This window comes from Roseateles sp. P5_D6 (assembly GCF_054049415.1).
In genome coordinates, this window is the sequence record NZ_JBFUMK010000028.1 from 17407 (window position 1) to 31930 (window position 14524).

At 68.0% G+C, this 14524-nt stretch carries 15 protein-coding genes and 1 tRNA gene; 8 read left to right on the forward strand and 8 right to left on the reverse strand.

Annotated features, from left to right (window positions below; genetic code table 11):
• Nucleotides 1-127: 127 nt before the first annotated feature.
• The 5 genes from rlmD to surE all read right to left on the reverse strand — a co-directional run bounded on the left by rlmD (nucleotide 128) and on the right by surE (nucleotide 5062).
• The gene (rlmD, locus tag ACXJKM_RS26965) at nucleotides 128-1492 is read right to left on the reverse strand and encodes a 23S rRNA (uracil(1939)-C(5))-methyltransferase RlmD (protein WP_457356221.1); all 1365 of its coding nucleotides are present in this window, start codon (nucleotides 1490-1492) and stop codon (nucleotides 128-130) included.
• A 30-nt stretch (nucleotides 1493-1522) separates the two neighbouring features.
• A complete protein-coding gene (rpoS, locus tag ACXJKM_RS26970; protein WP_082532550.1) occupies nucleotides 1523-2533 on the reverse strand; it encodes an RNA polymerase sigma factor RpoS in 1011 nt (336 codons plus the stop codon).
• 45 nt (nucleotides 2534-2578) lie between these two features.
• A complete protein-coding gene (locus ACXJKM_RS26975; protein ID WP_457356222.1) occupies nucleotides 2579-3451 on the reverse strand; it encodes a peptidoglycan DD-metalloendopeptidase family protein in 873 nt (290 codons plus the stop codon).
• A 63-nt stretch (nucleotides 3452-3514) separates the two neighbouring features.
• Nucleotides 3515-4318, reverse strand: a complete 804-nt coding sequence (locus tag ACXJKM_RS26980; protein ID WP_056195420.1) for a protein-L-isoaspartate(D-aspartate) O-methyltransferase — start codon at nucleotides 4316-4318, stop codon at nucleotides 3515-3517.
• Entirely contained in the window at nucleotides 4319-5062 is a 744-nt protein-coding gene (surE, locus tag ACXJKM_RS26985; protein ID WP_056195417.1) for a 5'/3'-nucleotidase SurE, read from the reverse strand.
• Between the two features lie 91 nt (nucleotides 5063-5153).
• Here surE and ACXJKM_RS26990 point away from each other — a divergent pair, with 91 nt between their 5' ends.
• Together ACXJKM_RS26990 and ACXJKM_RS26995 are read left to right on the forward strand one after the other, a co-directional pair.
• The gene (locus tag ACXJKM_RS26990; RefSeq protein ID WP_457356223.1) at nucleotides 5154-6131 is read left to right on the forward strand and encodes an NADPH:quinone oxidoreductase family protein; all 978 of its coding nucleotides are present in this window, start codon (nucleotides 5154-5156) and stop codon (nucleotides 6129-6131) included.
• 104 nt (nucleotides 6132-6235) lie between these two features.
• A complete protein-coding gene (locus ACXJKM_RS26995) occupies nucleotides 6236-6979 on the forward strand; it encodes a LuxR C-terminal-related transcriptional regulator (RefSeq protein ID WP_056195409.1) in 744 nt (247 codons plus the stop codon).
• On the opposite strand, the gene ACXJKM_RS27000 is transcribed toward ACXJKM_RS26995, so the two are convergent.
• The gene (locus ACXJKM_RS27000) at nucleotides 6959-7657 is read right to left on the reverse strand and encodes a glutamine amidotransferase (protein ID WP_056197162.1); all 699 of its coding nucleotides are present in this window, start codon (nucleotides 7655-7657) and stop codon (nucleotides 6959-6961) included. The two genes, ACXJKM_RS26995 and ACXJKM_RS27000, sit on opposite strands and share 21 nt — an antisense overlap.
• A gap of 22 nt (nucleotides 7658-7679) precedes the next feature.
• Nucleotides 7680-8228 (reverse strand): carboxymuconolactone decarboxylase family protein, encoded by a 549-nt coding sequence (locus tag ACXJKM_RS27005; protein WP_056195406.1) that lies wholly within the window; start codon nucleotides 8226-8228, stop codon nucleotides 7680-7682.
• A gap of 99 nt (nucleotides 8229-8327) precedes the next feature.
• Here ACXJKM_RS27005 and ACXJKM_RS27010 point away from each other — a divergent pair, with 99 nt between their 5' ends.
• The 6 genes from ACXJKM_RS27010 (at nucleotide 8328) to ACXJKM_RS27035 (ending at nucleotide 14343) form a co-directional block, all read left to right on the forward strand.
• Nucleotides 8328-9182, forward strand: coding sequence for an AraC family transcriptional regulator (locus tag ACXJKM_RS27010; RefSeq protein WP_457356224.1), 855 nt, complete (start codon nucleotides 8328-8330; stop codon nucleotides 9180-9182).
• 13 nt (nucleotides 9183-9195) lie between these two features.
• Complete coding sequence (locus ACXJKM_RS27015) at nucleotides 9196-9534, forward strand: hypothetical protein (RefSeq protein ID WP_457323274.1); 339 nt, start codon at nucleotides 9196-9198, stop codon at nucleotides 9532-9534.
• Between the two features lie 84 nt (nucleotides 9535-9618).
• Nucleotides 9619-10989: a TolC family protein gene (locus tag ACXJKM_RS27020; protein WP_457356225.1), complete on the forward strand. Its 1371-nt coding sequence runs from the start codon at nucleotides 9619-9621 to the stop codon at nucleotides 10987-10989.
• A 14-nt stretch (nucleotides 10990-11003) separates the two neighbouring features.
• Nucleotides 11004-12362 (forward strand): multicopper oxidase family protein, encoded by a 1359-nt coding sequence (locus ACXJKM_RS27025; protein ID WP_457356226.1) that lies wholly within the window; start codon nucleotides 11004-11006, stop codon nucleotides 12360-12362.
• Nucleotides 12363-12452: 90 nt separating this feature from the next.
• Nucleotides 12453-13589 (forward strand): epoxide hydrolase family protein, encoded by a 1137-nt coding sequence (locus tag ACXJKM_RS27030; RefSeq protein WP_457356227.1) that lies wholly within the window; start codon nucleotides 12453-12455, stop codon nucleotides 13587-13589.
• Nucleotides 13590-13605: 16 nt separating this feature from the next.
• Nucleotides 13606-14343, forward strand: coding sequence for a helix-turn-helix domain-containing protein (locus tag ACXJKM_RS27035; protein ID WP_457356228.1), 738 nt, complete (start codon nucleotides 13606-13608; stop codon nucleotides 14341-14343).
• 52 nt (nucleotides 14344-14395) lie between these two features.
• On the opposite strand, the gene ACXJKM_RS27040 is transcribed toward ACXJKM_RS27035, so the two are convergent.
• Nucleotides 14396-14483: transfer RNA gene (locus tag ACXJKM_RS27040), tRNA-Ser, on the reverse strand.
• Nucleotides 14484-14524: the final 41 nt, after the last annotated feature.

The following is a 14524-nucleotide window of genomic DNA, read 5'->3' on the forward strand; positions in this document are numbered from 1 at the left end:
AGCGGTCGAAGACCGCAATGCTTTAGTTCCGGCATCACGTCGCTGAAGCGATATGAGCCTACTCTGAAGCACCGCGGTCGAAGACCGCAATGCTTTGGCTGCGGCTCACGTTGCAGGCGACATGAGCCTACGCCGAAGTCTGTCGGTCAAAGACCGCCAGACTTTCGACGTGCGCCGTGTGCGGGAACATGTTGACCGCGCTGGCCGCCGTGCAGCGATAGCCCGCCACATTGACGAGCAAGCCGGCATCGCGCGCCAGCGTTGCCGGGTTGCAGCTGACGTAGACGATGCGCTTCGGTGCCATCCAGCCCGGCGCCAGCGACGGGTCCTGGGCGATGTCCGCCACCGCCTTGGCCAGCGCAAAGGCGCCTTCGCGCGGCGGGTCGATGAGCCAGCGGTCCGCTGCACCATCCAATGCCAGCAGTTCAGGCGTCATCTCGAACAGGTTGCGCGCAACGAAGCTCGCCTTGTGCGCCAGGCCGTTCAGCGCCGCGTTCTCGCGCGAGCGCTGCACCAGGGTCTCGCTGCCCTCGATGCCCAGCACCTCGCGCGCCTTGGTGGCCAGCGGCAGCGTGAAATTGCCCAGGCCGCAGAACCAGTCGATGACCCGGTCATCCGGCTCGACAGCCAGCAGGCGCAGCGCACGGCCGACCAGGGTGGCGTTGATGTGCGGGTTGACTTGCGTGAAGTCGGTCGGCTTGAACGGCATGGTCACGCCGAACTCGGGCAGGCGGTAGGCCAGTTGCGGCCCGCCTTCGTCGAGCAACTTGACCGTGTCCGGCCCTTTGGGCTGCAGCCACCACTGCACGCCGTGTTTGGCGGCGAACTCGCGCAGCAGCGCGATGTCGCCGTCCGGCAGCGGGTTCAGGTGGCGCAGCACCAGCGCAATGACCTCGTCGCCCATGGCCAGTTCGATCTGGGGTAGGCGGTCGCGCTCGGCCATCGCCATGATCAGCTCGCGCATCGGCATCAGCAGGTCGCTGACGACCTTGGGCACGACCTTGCAGACCTGCATGTCGGCCACATAGCGGCTCTTGCGCTCGTGAAAGCCGATCAGCACGACGCCCTTCTTCTGCACATAGCGCACCGAGAATCGCGCGCGGTAGCGATAGCCCCAGGTCGGGCCCTCGATGGGCCGCAGCAGCACCTCGGCCTTGACCTTGCCGAGATGCCAGAGCTGGTCCTCCACCACGCGCTGTTTCACCGCCACCTGGGCGCCGGCCTGCAGATGCTGCATCTTGCAGCCGCCGCAGGCGCCGGCGTGCAGGCCGAAATGAGGGCAACCCGGCGTCACGCGCAGCGAGCTTTCCTTCTTGATTTCGGTGAGCTGGCCTTGCTCCCAGTTGTTCTTGCGGCGCGAGATCTGCGCCTTCACGATCTCACCCGGCAAGGCACCGTCGATGAAGACCACCTTGCCCTCGGCGTTGTGCGCCACGCCCTGCGCCTCAAGTTCGATACTTTCGACCTTGAGCCATTCCGTTGTCTGAGTCATCCCCAGATTATCTGAGGCTCGCGCAACCCGTCAGAAGATCGAGTCCCGATCCACGCCGTGGCGCATCATGTTGCGCTTGAGCTTGGCCAGCGCCTCGATCTGGATCTGGCGGATGCGCTCGCGCGTCAGCTTGAGGCGGATGGCCAGCACGTCCAGCGTCTCCGGTTCGCGGTCCGACAGGCCGTAGCGGCCCGACAGCACCTCGCGCTCACGGTCGTTGAGGCTGGCCAGCCCGTGCTGCAGCAACTCCTCGACCTCGTGCGACAGGCGCAGGCCCATCGGGTCGATAGCCTGGTCGTCGGCCACCAGATCCAGCATGGACTCGCCGCCCTCGCCGTTGCGGTCCACCGGCGAATCCAGCGAACTCGGCAGCTCGGCATAGGCCAACAGCTCGGCCACCTCGTCGACCGGCCGGCCCAGCGCTTGGGCCACGTCCTCGGCGCGCACGCGGCCTTCGGAGCCATTGGCGCTCTGCAGGGCCTCCAGCGCGCGGCGCGCCTTCAGCACCTGGTTGAGCTCGCGCACGATGTGCACCGGCAGCCGCACCAAGCGGGCCTGGTGCATCAGCGCGCGCTCGATGCTCTGGCGTATCCACCAGCTCGAGTAGGTGGAGAAACGGAACCCGCGCTCGGGCTCGAACTTGCCGATGGCGTGCATCAAGCCGAGATTGCCTTCCTCGATGAGATCGCTCATCGGCAGGCCACGGCCCAGGTAGTTCTTGGCGATGCTGACGACCAGGCGCAGGTTGTGCTCGATCATGGCCTGGCGCGCATCGAAATCACCCGCGCGCGCCGCAACGGCCGTGTCGAATTCCTGCTGAGGCGTCAGCAGCGGCGTGCGGCGGATGTCGCGCAGATAGGCCTGCAGCGCGTTGCCGAGCTCGACCTCGTCGCCGCCATTGCGCAGTGCCCGGCCGTCTTCTTCGCTGACGTCTGAAACCGGCTCGGCATCACCGCTGCCCCCGTTCAGCGCCGACAAGATGACAGCCGGCTCGCTGCCATTGCCACCATGTCCGTTGAGCTTGGGCGCAGCGCGTTTCATGACGTGATCGCTGGCCCGATGCATGACTGTTGGCTGGCCGGCTTCTCAGCGCGGCGGCAGCAGCTTGGCCGGATCGACAGGCTTGCCGAGCTTGCGCACTTCAAAGTGCAACTTGACGGTATCGCTCTCGGTGGAACCCATCTCGGCAATCCTCTGACCCTTGCGTACGGTTTGGTCCTGCTCGACCAGCATGGCCCGGTTGTGGGCATACGCTGTCAGGTAGGTGCTGTTGTGCTTGATGATGACCAAGTTGCCGTAGCCGCGCAACCCCGAACCAGCGTAAACAACGCGTCCATCGGCGACAGCCAGCACCGGGTCACCCGGCTTGCCTGCAAAGTCCAGACCCTTGTTGCGCTGCTCGTCGAAGCCGGCGCTGATGGATTGGGCGACCGGCCAACCCCAGGCCATGCTGTCGTCTTCCGATGCGGCCGGTGTGGACGTACTGGTGGACGAAGCCGTCGGCGCACTCGCGGCAGCGACCGGCGGCTTGGCGTCCAGCGGCCGCGACTCGACCTTGGCCGTGCTGGCGATGGGCTTGGCCGTCACGGCGCTGGGGTCGACACCTGGGGGCACGACGCGCAGCACCTGCCCCACCTCGATACGGTTGGGGTTCTCCAGGCTGTTCCATTTGGCCACGTCACGCCAGCTCTGGCCATTGTCCAGCGCGATGCGGATCAGCGCGTCACCCGGCTTGACGGTGTAGTAACCGGCTTTGCCGGCGTTCTCAGCACCCGGCAGCGGCGGCTTGGCATCGGGCGCGGAAGCCGCCGACGCGGCGGGCGCCGGCACCACCGCGGCCGTGGCGGGCTGCGGGTTGCGGTCCTCGACCGGTGCGGCACGATGCAACGACGTGCCGCAGGCGCTGAGCAGCAGCGAGGTGGTGATGGCAGTGAATAAAAGGCGCAGGCTTGAGGGCATCGTGTGGCTAGAGCACGTTGGAAGGCCGACCCGATTGTGTGGCGCGGTGCGCCGACGGCCCCGTCAGAGGACGCCGGATTTTAATGGGACGAACAGCACGGCTTCATGCTCGTTGCGCACCCAGCGGCTGACGCCCGCCTCGACGACATGGTCGAGCACCACCAGCACCTGGCCGCGGCCGCCGGCCGCCGTCGGGGCGATGAGACGCCCGCCAGGGGCGAGTTGCTCGGTCCAGGCGGCGGGAATGTCCTCGCCGCCCGCCGCAGCGATGATGCAGTCGAAAGGCCCGCTGGCTGCGTGGCCCAGGCGGCCATCGCCCCAGATGAGGCGCGGCACGCGCGGCAGCCCCACGCGCTGCAGATTGAGCTTGGCCTTGTCGTGCAGACCCTGCAGGCGCTCGATGGAGGTGAGCTGTCGCGCCAGCAGCGCGATGACGGCTGCTTGGTAGCCGCAACCCGTGCCGATTTCCAGCACACGGCCCAGCGACCCGCGCTGGCGCGCACCAGCGCCGGCCATCAGCAGGCCCAGCATGTGGGCGACCACCGAGGGCTTGGAAATGGTCTGGCCATGGCCGATGGGCAGGGCCGTGTCCTCATAGGCCTGGGCGGCCAGCGCGCTGTCGACGAACTCGTGGCGCGGCACGGTGGCCATCGCGGCGAGCACATGCTCGTCGAACTTCCCCTCGGCGCGCAGCCGGTCGACCATGCGCTGGCGCACGGCGCCGCTGTCCAGCCCGGTGCCGCTGGGGCGCGCCAGCCGGGCCGCGTCCCGCGTGGCCTGATGCAGATGGCGCTGCGGCATCAGCAGTTCACGCTGCGGTGACGTGGCCGACTTCAGGCTGGCCGGGAAGCGCTTGGGTGTAGACATTCAGAGACCGAGGCGCTGCGCCCAGGCACCGAGAGACGAATGTTCGGTCAGGTCCACCTGCAGCGGCGTGATCGACACCTGGCCGTTGGCGGTGGCGTGGAAGTCCGTGCCCTCGCCGGCGTCCCGGGCGTCCCCGGCCGGGCCGATCCAGTAGATGGTCTCGCCGCGGGGGTTGATCTGCTCGATGATGCCTTCGCTGGCATGGCGCCGGCCCAGGCGCGTGATCTTGCGCGGCAGGGTGTCGGCATCGGCCCGGTTGGGGATGTTGACGTTGAGCAGGAAGCCCTGGCTTAAGCCCCCGGCAATGACCTGCTCGACGACGCTGCGCGCCACGCGGGCCGCGGCCTCCAGTTCAACCCAGCCCTTCTCGGCCTGCGAGAAGGCGATGGACGGGATGCCGAACAGATAGCCCTCGGTGGCGGCGGCGACGGTGCCGGAATACAGCGTGTCGTCGCCCATGTTGGCGCCGTTGTTGATGCCCGAGAGCACCAGGTCGGGCCGGTAGCCGAGCAGACCGGTCAGGGCGAGATGGACACCGTCGGATGGCGTGCCGCTGACATAGCGGAACCCGTTGGCGGCGCGGTGGACATTCAGCGGCCGGTTCAGCGTCAGCGAGTTGGACGTGCCGCTGGCGTTCTGCTCGGGGGCGATGACTTCGATCTCGCCCAGGCCTTCGCAGGCTTTTACCAGGGCCGCGAGGCCCGGTGCGAGGTAACCGTCGTCGTTGGAAATCAGGATGCGCATGGGGCCAATTGTAGGGAGAGCGTCACCTGCGAGACCGGGTGTAACCACCTTGATTCCTATCATCGCCAATTCACGAAATCTGGAGACGACGATGAAGGCATGGCTCTGCGAGAACCCGGTGGGCGTCGAGGCGCTGCAATGGCGTGAACTGCCCGCTCCCGCTCTGCCAGCGGGCCAGATCCGCGTGGCTATCCGCGCCGCCAGCCTGAACTTTCCYGACCTGCTSATCGTGCAGAACAAGTACCAGATGAARCCGCCCCTGCCCTTTGTGCCAGGCACGGAGTTCTCGGGCGTGGTCACCGAGGTGGGCGAAGGCGTCAAGGGCTTTGCCGTGGGCCAGCGCGTCGCGGCCTTTGGCGGCCTGGGTGGCTTTGCCACCGAGGTCTGCATCCCGGCCGTGCTGGCCATGCCGCTGCCCGAAGCTTTCAGTTTCGAGGACGCCGCGGCCTTCATCTGTACCTATGCCACGAGCCACCACGCGCTGGTGGACCGCGCAGCTCTGAAGCCCGGCGAGACCGTGCTCATCCTGGGCGCGGCGGGTGGCGTCGGCACGGCCGCCATCCAGATCGCCAAGGCCGCCGGGGCGCGGGTCATCGCCGCGGCGGGCAGCGATGCCAAATGCCTGGCCTGCAAGGCCCTTGGCGCCGACGCGACCATCAACTACGCGACGCAGAACCTGCGTGATGAATTGAAGGCCCTGACCGAAGGCAAGGGGCCCGACGTCATCTACGACCCCGTTGGCGGCGACCTGGCCGAAGCGGCCTTCCGCTCCATCGCCTGGCGCGGCCGCTACCTCGTCATCGGTTTTGCGCAGGGCCAGATTCCGGCGCTGCCGCTGAACCTGGCGCTGCTCAAGGGCGCGTCCCTGGTCGGCGTGTTCTGGGGCGAATTCGCCAAACGCGAGCCCGGGCATAACGCCACGATGCTGGGAGAGTTGGCGGCCTGGTATGCCGCGGGCAAGATCAAGCCGGTGCTGGACCGGGTGCTGCCGATGGAGGAGTTGCCTGCCGCCTTCGCGCGCATGGCGGCCCGCGAGGTGGTCGGCAAGTTAGTTCTTACCAATTCGTGAAGCCTGAACCGGGGGCTTGGACTAGGGCGATCCACCGGAGCTTCTAGGGGGCGGTGCGCTACATTCTCGACGGTCGAATCGACAGCCGCTGCCCGCCACGCGCCATGACCGTCAAAGTTCTCATCATCGAAGACAACCCCGTTGCCCGCAGTTTCCTGTGCCGCGTGGTGCGAGAGAGCTTCAGCGACGCGATGGAGCTCACTGAAGTCGGTGACCTTGAGAACGCCCGCCGCCAGGTGGCCAAGCTTTCAGGTGGCAACCCGGAGATCAGCTTCAAGCTCATCCTCGTCGACCTGGAACTGCCCGACGGCAACGGCATGGAGTTCCTGACCGAGTTGGCGGGATCTCCGGCTATCAAGATCGTCACGACGCTGTATTCGGACGACGACCACCTCTTTCCGGCCTTGCAGTGCGGTGCCGACGGCTATCTGCTGAAGGAAGACCGCTTCGAGGTGCTGGTGGAGGAGCTGCAGCGCATCGTGCGCGGCCAGCCGCCGCTGTCACCCGCCATCGCGCGCCGCCTGCTGTCTCACTTCCGCCCCGGCTCCAGTGACAGCGGCACCATGCCGCTGAACTCGGGCTTCGGCTCACTGTCGTCCTCGCACGCGGGCTTTTCCAACAGCCGCAGCGTCGCCCTGGACCCGCCGCCCGAATGGGAACGCCTGACGCCGCGCGAGAGCGAAGTGCTGACCTATCTGAGCAAGGGCTTCACGATCAAGGAGATCGCGAACCTGATGGGCATCAAGTGGTTCACCGTCAACGACCACATCAAGAGCATCTACAAGAAGCTCAACGTGTCCAGCCGTGCGGAAGCGGCGGTGCTGGCGTCAAAGCAGGGCCTGGTCTAACCAGCGGTCCATCAGCCGCTTCAGGGCGGCTCGCAATCCTTCAGATTCGCGCGACATCGCGGCGCGAAGTTCATTCGGCGTGATGCCGGCCTGCGCCAGTTCGTCGATATGGCCGATCAGCCATTGCTCGAAGCGCTCGGGCGCGACCTCGGGGTGGAACTGCAGGCCCAGGGCCCGGTTGTGCGGCGCGAACGCCTGGTGAGGGCAGACGGTCGTCGCCGCCAGTGACACCATCCCGGCCGGCAACTCGAACTGATCGCCGTGCCAGTGCAACATGGGTTGATCGCCCAGCTCGACCAACGCCGTGCCCTGCCCCGCCGCCGTCATGGTCAGCGGCGCAAAGCCGATCTCCTTGACGCCCATGGGCTTCACGCGCGCGCCCAGGGCTCGGGCCATCAGCTGCGCGCCCAGGCAGATGCCGAGCAGCGGCAGGCGTGAGTCCAGTCGTTGGCGGATCAGCCCGACCTCGTCGACCAGCCAGGGGAAACGTTCCTCGTCTTCCACGCTGATCGGCCCGCCAAGCACGACGAGCAGATCGATTGCATCAAGATCAACGGCAGCGAAGTCGTCGACGCCGGCCTCGTGATAGCGGACATCGAAACCGCGTGAAAGCAGCACGGGCTCGATGAGACCGAGGTCCTCGAAGGCGAGATGGCGCAGGGCCAGGGCGGTTTTCATCTGCGCCATCATCGCCTCTCGATCAGACAGCCGAGCGCAGCTTCACGCTCGGGAAATCCACCGGCACCGCAAACGCGACGTTCACGTAGTTGGTGAACAGATTCAGCGCCACGTGAGCCAGGATCTCGACGATCTGGCCGTCGCCAAACCCCGCCGCGCGCACGGCTGCCACATCGGCATCACCCACCTGGCCGCGCTGCTCGACGAGTTGGAGCGCGAAGCGCAGCGCCACCGCCGTCGCCGGGTCGGCCGACTCACCAGCCTGGGCCGCGTTCATCTCGGCAGGCGTCGCGCCGGCCTTGCGGCCCAGGGCGGTATGCGCGGCCAGGCAGTATTCGCAGGCATTGCGGTCGGCCACGGCGACAGCGATCTGCTCACCCAGTTTGGCCGGGATGGCCCCACCGCCAAGAGCGCCAAAGAAGGACCACATGGCCTGCAGCGCCGCAGGCGAATTCGCCGCCGCGCGGAACATGTTCGGCGTCGCGCCAAAGGCGCCGTGGATCGCGTCCAGCGTCGCGCGGGCCGCGGCGGGGGTGTCGGTGGCAGAGACAAGGGGAACGCGGGAGGTCATGGTGTTGCCTTTCGAGGGCAGTGGATGAAGGTCTCCACTGTCGTTGCCAGGCAAGAACGATAGGTATCATTTCATCCAACAATTTAACCCATTCGTACCGTGACTGACAGCCCGCCACTGGACCGCCTGAGCCCACTGTTCGAGCGCTTTCGCGTGCGCGCCAGCCTTTTCCACGCCGGGCCGCTGTGCGGCGTGACCCACTTCGATGCCCGGCCCGGCCGCGGTTTCCTGCATGTGATGCGCAATGGCGCGATGGAGGTGAGGCATGCCCGTGCGACCGGCCTCGTCGAACGCCTGTGGGTGCGCGAACCCAGCCTGGTCTTCTACCCGCGCCCGCTAGCGCACGACTTCCACAACGCGCCGACCGAGGGCTCGGACTTCGTCTGCGCAACCCTGGACTTCGAGGCCGGCCACCCACTCGTGCAGGCGCTGCCGCCGCTGGTCGTGCTCCCGCTGGCGCAGGTGGAGGGCATTGACGCGACGCTGAAGCTGCTGTTCGGCGAATCGGAGCACGTGCGCTGTGGTCAACGCCTGCTGGCAGACCGGTTGTTCGAGGTGCTGCTGCTGCAACTGCTGCGCTGGATGCTGGACCAGCGCGACGCGGCCCTGCCCTTGGGCCTGATGCGCGGCCTGGCGGACGCGCGCCTGGCCCGGGCGCTAACGGCCCTGCATGCCCGGCCGGGCGAGGCCTGGAGCCTGGCAGCCATGGCGGCCGAGGCTGGCATGTCGCGCAGCCGCTTTGCCGAGGCGTTTCGCGACGCCCTGGGCCAGACGCCCGCCGGCTATCTCGCCGACTGGCGCCTGGCCATCGTCCGCGCCGAACTGCGCGCCGGCAAGTCCTTGAAGACGCTGGCGGCCGAGCTGGGCTATGCGAATGCCTCGGCCCTGAGCCGGCTGTTCGCGCAGCGGCATGCGGGCACGTCGCCGCGGGCCTGGCTTCAGCAGCACGGGTAGTAAAGTGCCGCAGATGCATCGCGTCGGTCGCTTCGTCCTGCTCTGCCTGCTGCTCGTGCTGCTGCCCCTGCGCAGCCTGCTCGCGGCCGGCCAACTGGGCTGTGAGCCGGCACCGGTGCCCATGCAAGAGCAACACGCCGGCCATGACCACCAGAGCATGCATGGCGATGCCCACAACCACGCGGCCAAGCCCTGCAAGCTCTGCGCGCCCTGTTGCCTGGCGGCCGCGCCGCCGCCCGTGCTGACGCTGGACACGCCGCCTGCCGCACCGGCCCTGCGCGTCGCCCAGGCGCCGGCCGAGCGTTGGGCTGGCGTCGTGCCGCCACTGCCCGACCCGCCTCCCAGGGGCTGAGCTTCTCTTCTCCGCTGTTACTGCCGCTGTTCCCGCCGCTGCCAAGCGCGGCGGGCGTCTTCGCACCGCCCCGAGAGGCCCTGCATGCATCCCCTTCCCTTCGCCCGCACCTGCGGGCTCGCGCTGCTGACCGCGCTGACTGGCTGCGCCACCGCGCCCCCCGACAGCATCGCCCCCGTCTCCAGGCTGACCGAGCCACACACCGCCCAGCCACTGTCGGCCACCCTGCCCTCTGCTGACCAGATTGACGAGCGACTGCGAGAACCACTGACGGCGGATGCCGCCGTGCAGCTCGCGCTGCAGAACAATCGCGGGTTGCAGGCCCGGCTGGCACGCCTTGGTGTCACCGCTGCCGACGTCGATGCGGCCGGCCGCCTGCCCAACCCAGGCTTTCGCTTCAGCCGCCTGACGCGTGGCAGCGAGGTGGAACTGGAGCGCGGCTGGCATATCGACCTTGCGCGCCTGCTGACCCTGCCGCTGGTGCGCGCCGCCGAGCAGCGCCGCCTGCAGGCTGAGCAGCAGCAGGCCGCCGCCGACACGCTGGCCCTGGCCGCCGACACGCGCCGCGCCTGGGTACGCGCCGTCGCGGCCGAGGAGGCCCTGGCCTACCGCCGCCAGGTGCGGGAAGCCGCCGAGGCCGGCGCGGAACTCGCACGCCGCATGCAGGTCGCCGGCAACTTCAATGCTTTGGCGCGGGCCCGCGAACAAGGCTTCGAGGCCGACGCCCGACTCGCCTTGGCACGCACCGAGGCCCAGCGGCTCGCCGCACGCGAACGCCTCGTGCGCCTGCTGAGCCTGGAGGACGGCAGCGCACTGCGCCTGCCGGAGCGCCTGCCCGACCTACCAACCACGCCGCGAGAGCAAGCCGGCATCGAAGCGCAAGCCCTGGCCCAGCGCCTGGACGTGCAGGCGGCGCGGCTGACTCTGGAGCAATCCGCGCGCCAGCTTGACCTTGCTCGAATGACGCGCTGGGTGTCGATGCTGGAGCTGGGCACGGTACGCAACTCGTCCAACGAACAGCCTACCCAGCGCGGCTGGGAGGTGGCGCTGGAGCTGCCGCTCTTCGGCCCCGGCCCCCAACCGAAGGCTGAGGCGCTGGCCCGCGAAGCCGCACATGTGGCCGCGGATACAGCCATCCAGGCCCGCTCCGAAGCCCGCGAGGCGTACGGCCTCTACCGCAGCGCTTTCGATGTCGCCCGCCAGCACCGGGACGAACTGCTGCCGCTGGCCCAGCGCGTCTCCAGCGAACAGCTGCTGCGCTACAACGCCATGCTGATCGGCGTCTTCGAGCTGCTGGCCGATGCCCGCGCCCAGGTCGCCGCCGTCAGCGCCACGCGGGAGGCGCTGCGCGATTTCTGGGTCGCCCAGGCCGACCTCGACCAGGCCCTTGTCGGTCGTGTCGCGCCAGCCCTGCCCCAGGCCGCTGCCGCCGCCCCCGCCGCGGCAACCCACTGAATCCCGAGGATCCCATGCTCAATCGACGCTCCCTGCTCGCTGGCACCTCGCTGGCCGCGGTGTCCACCGCGGCGCTCGCGGCCCTGCCAGAACCCGTCATCCAGACCTCGCCCGACACGCAAGCGCCGCTGGTTCCACGCAATGGCCGCCCCTACAACCCCGTCGTCACGCTGAACGGCTGGACGGCGCCATGGCGCATGAACGCCGGCGTCAAGGAATTCCATCTCGTCGCCGAACCCGTCGTGCGCGAGATGGCGCCGGGCTTCACCGCACGCCTGTGGGGCTACAACGGCCAGAGCCCCGGGCCGACCATCGAGGTCGTCGAGGGCGACCGCGTGCGCATCTACGTGACCAACCGCCTGCCCGAGGCCACCAGCATGCACTGGCACGGCCAGCGCCTGCCCAACGGCATGGACGGTGTCACGGGCCTCACGCAGCCTCCCATCCCACCCGGCAAGACCTGGGTCTACGAGTTCATCGCCCGCCGCCCCGGCACCTTCATGTACCACCCGCATGCCGACGAGATGGTGCAGATGGCCATGGGCATGATGGGCCTGTGGATCACGCATCCCAAGGCGAAGCACCCGCAGATCGCCGACGTGGACCGCGACTACGCCTTCCTGCTCAATGCCTATGACATCGAGCCCGGCAGTGCGACACCGAAGGTCATGACCATGCTGGACTTCAACCTGTGGAGCTGGAACAGCCGCATCTTCCCGGGTATCGCGCCGCTCGTCGCGCGCCAGGGCGACCGCGTGCGCATCCGCATCGGCAACCTGACGATGACCAACCATCCCATGCACATCCATGGTCATGAGTTCGAGGTCACCGGCACCGACGGCGGCCCGGTGCCACGCACGGCGCGCTGGCCCGAAGTGACAACCGACATCGCGGTCGGCCAGATGCGCCAGATCGAGTTCATCGCCGACGAGGAAGGCGACTGGGCCTTCCACTGCCACAAGGCTCACCACACGATGAACGCGATGGGACATGACGTGCCAACCATGCTGGGTGTGGATGCGAGCGACCTGGAGGCCAAGATCCGCAAGCTGGTGCCGGGCTATATGGCCATGGGCCACAGCGGCATGCACGAGATGACGGAGATGAGCATGCCGGGGCCGGAGAACACCGCGCCCATGATGGCCGGGGACGGGCCTTTCGGATCGATCGCGATGGGTGGGATGTTCAGCGTGCTCAAGGTCAGGCGCGGACTGAAGCGGGGCGACTACAGCGACCCGGGCTGGTTCCCGCACCCCGCCGGCACGCTGGCGCGCGAAGTGGGTGACGCGCCGCCAGCGGCCACGGCGCCCGGCGCGGCTCCCCAGGATGCCCAGGTGCAGGTGCGCAAGCCCGGAGGGCACCACCAACATTGACGGCGGGCCGCATTGGCGGGTTTTTACAAGCTCTCGGCGGGGCAGATCGAGACACTGACTCCATCGATCCACCCCACCCAGGAGCCTGTCATGAGCACCACCATCCGCCCCTTCCGCATCGACATCCCGCAAGCCCAGATCGACGACCTGAAGCAGCGCCTGCGCCAGACCCGCTGGCCCCAGACCACCGTGCAGGATTGGAGCCGCGGCCAGGCCACCGGTTTCATTCGCGAACTGGCGGAGCAATGGGTGGATGGCTACGACTGGCGCCCGCACGAAGCCGAGCTGAACCGCCATCCGCAGTTCCTGACCGAGATCGACGGCCAGACCATCCACTTCCTGCACGTGCGCTCGCCCGAGCCGCATGCGCTGCCACTGATCCTCACGCACGGCTGGCCCAGCACGGTGGCCGAGTTCCTCGATGTGATCGGCCCCTTGAGCAACCCGCGCGCCCATGGGCTGGACCCGGCGATGGCCTTTCACCTCGTCATCCCGTCTCTGCCCGGCTTTGCCTTCTCGTCGCCGCTGGCCGGCCCAGGCTGGGAGGCCGCGCACACTGCCGCCGCCTGGGACACGCTGATGAAGCGCCTGGGCTACGAGCGCTATGGCGCCCAGGGGGGCGACGGCGGCGCGCTCGTCGGCCGCGAGCTGGGCATCCTGAATCCGCGGGGCTTGGTGGGCGTGCACCTGCAGCAGATCTTCGCCTTCCCGAGCGGCGCGCCGGGCGAGATGGAGAAGCTGTCCCCGTTCGAGAGGGCCGGGTTCGCCAACCTCGAGCGCTTCCAGAAGTACAACGGCTATGCCGAGATCCAGTCCAAGCGGCCGGCCACGCTGGGCTTCGGCCTGGTGGATTCGCCGGTGGCGCAGCTGGCCTGGAATGCCGAACTCTTCTTCGGCTTCGAGGGCGAGGCCGCCCAGACCATGGACCGCGAGCGCTTCCTGACCCATGTCTCGCTGTACTGGTTCACCGCCACCAGCGGTCAGGCGGCGGAGTTCTATTTCGAGAACGCCCAGACCGGCGCCGGCTACCGTGAACTGCCCAATCCGGTGCCCACGGCCGTGGCCTCCTTCCCGAACGACTTCCGCTCGGTGCGTGCCTTTGCCGAGCGCTCGCACAGCAACATCGTGCAGTGGACCGAAATGCCGCATGGCGGGCATTTCGCGGCGACGGACGCGCCCGAGCTGCTGGTGCGGGACATGCGCCGCTTCTTCGCCCAGTTGCAGTAAGTCGTCGCTACCATGCGTGCATGCCCTCTCCTCGCATGCACGTGGCGTGACGGGCCACAACCCAGGCATCCAGCGTGAAACGCGCGCGGCCGATTCGCCATCGGCCGCGCGTTTCATCACGCACATCGACCGGGTGAGCTACACGGCAGCGACGCAGGATCTGGTACGGCCGGATGGCAGCTGGGACCTCGTCTTCCGGCAGACCCGGAGCGGCCTGATGGTGCTGCAGACCGGCCAGACCGACCGCGTCGTGAAACTGGGCAGCGAGGCCGGCGACAGCTATCTCAGCATCGCTTTCCGACCCGAGATCTACATGCCCGCCCGACCAGGCCAGCGCATGATGAACCAGGGCCATGTGCATGGGTTCGCGGGGCGGCGTGACTTCCTGATCGGCGACGAGCGCCTGGAACTGCCCAGCTTCGAGAACGCCGAGCAGCTCGTCATGCAACTTGCGCGGCGCGGCCTCATTGAGGTGGACCTGCTGGTGCAGCGCGCTGCTGCCGGCGGCTGGGAGCGCGTGGACGACCGCAGCCTGCAGCGCCACAGCAGCCATGTGACCGGCATGAGCCCGAAGAAGCTGCAGCAGATCCTGCGCGCCGACGCCGCCGCAGGCCTGCTGCAACAAGGTCAGCGCCCCGCCGATGTGGCGGCCGAACTGGGCTACACCGACCAGGCCCATCTCACGCATTCGCTGCGCAGGATTCTGGGGCTCACACCGGGGCAGTTGCAGCCACGCGCACCCAACCTGCCCTGATTGACGCCCCGCACAAAGCAAAAAGGCCAGTCCTGGTGGACTGGCCTTGTGCTGGAGGAGAGGGGGGGATTCGAACCCCCGAGACGTTACCGTCCGCCTGATTTCGAGTCAGGTACATTCRRCCACTCTGCCACCTCTCCGAATCTGGTGCGAGCTGAGCCCAGCATTATAGCCAGGCTTT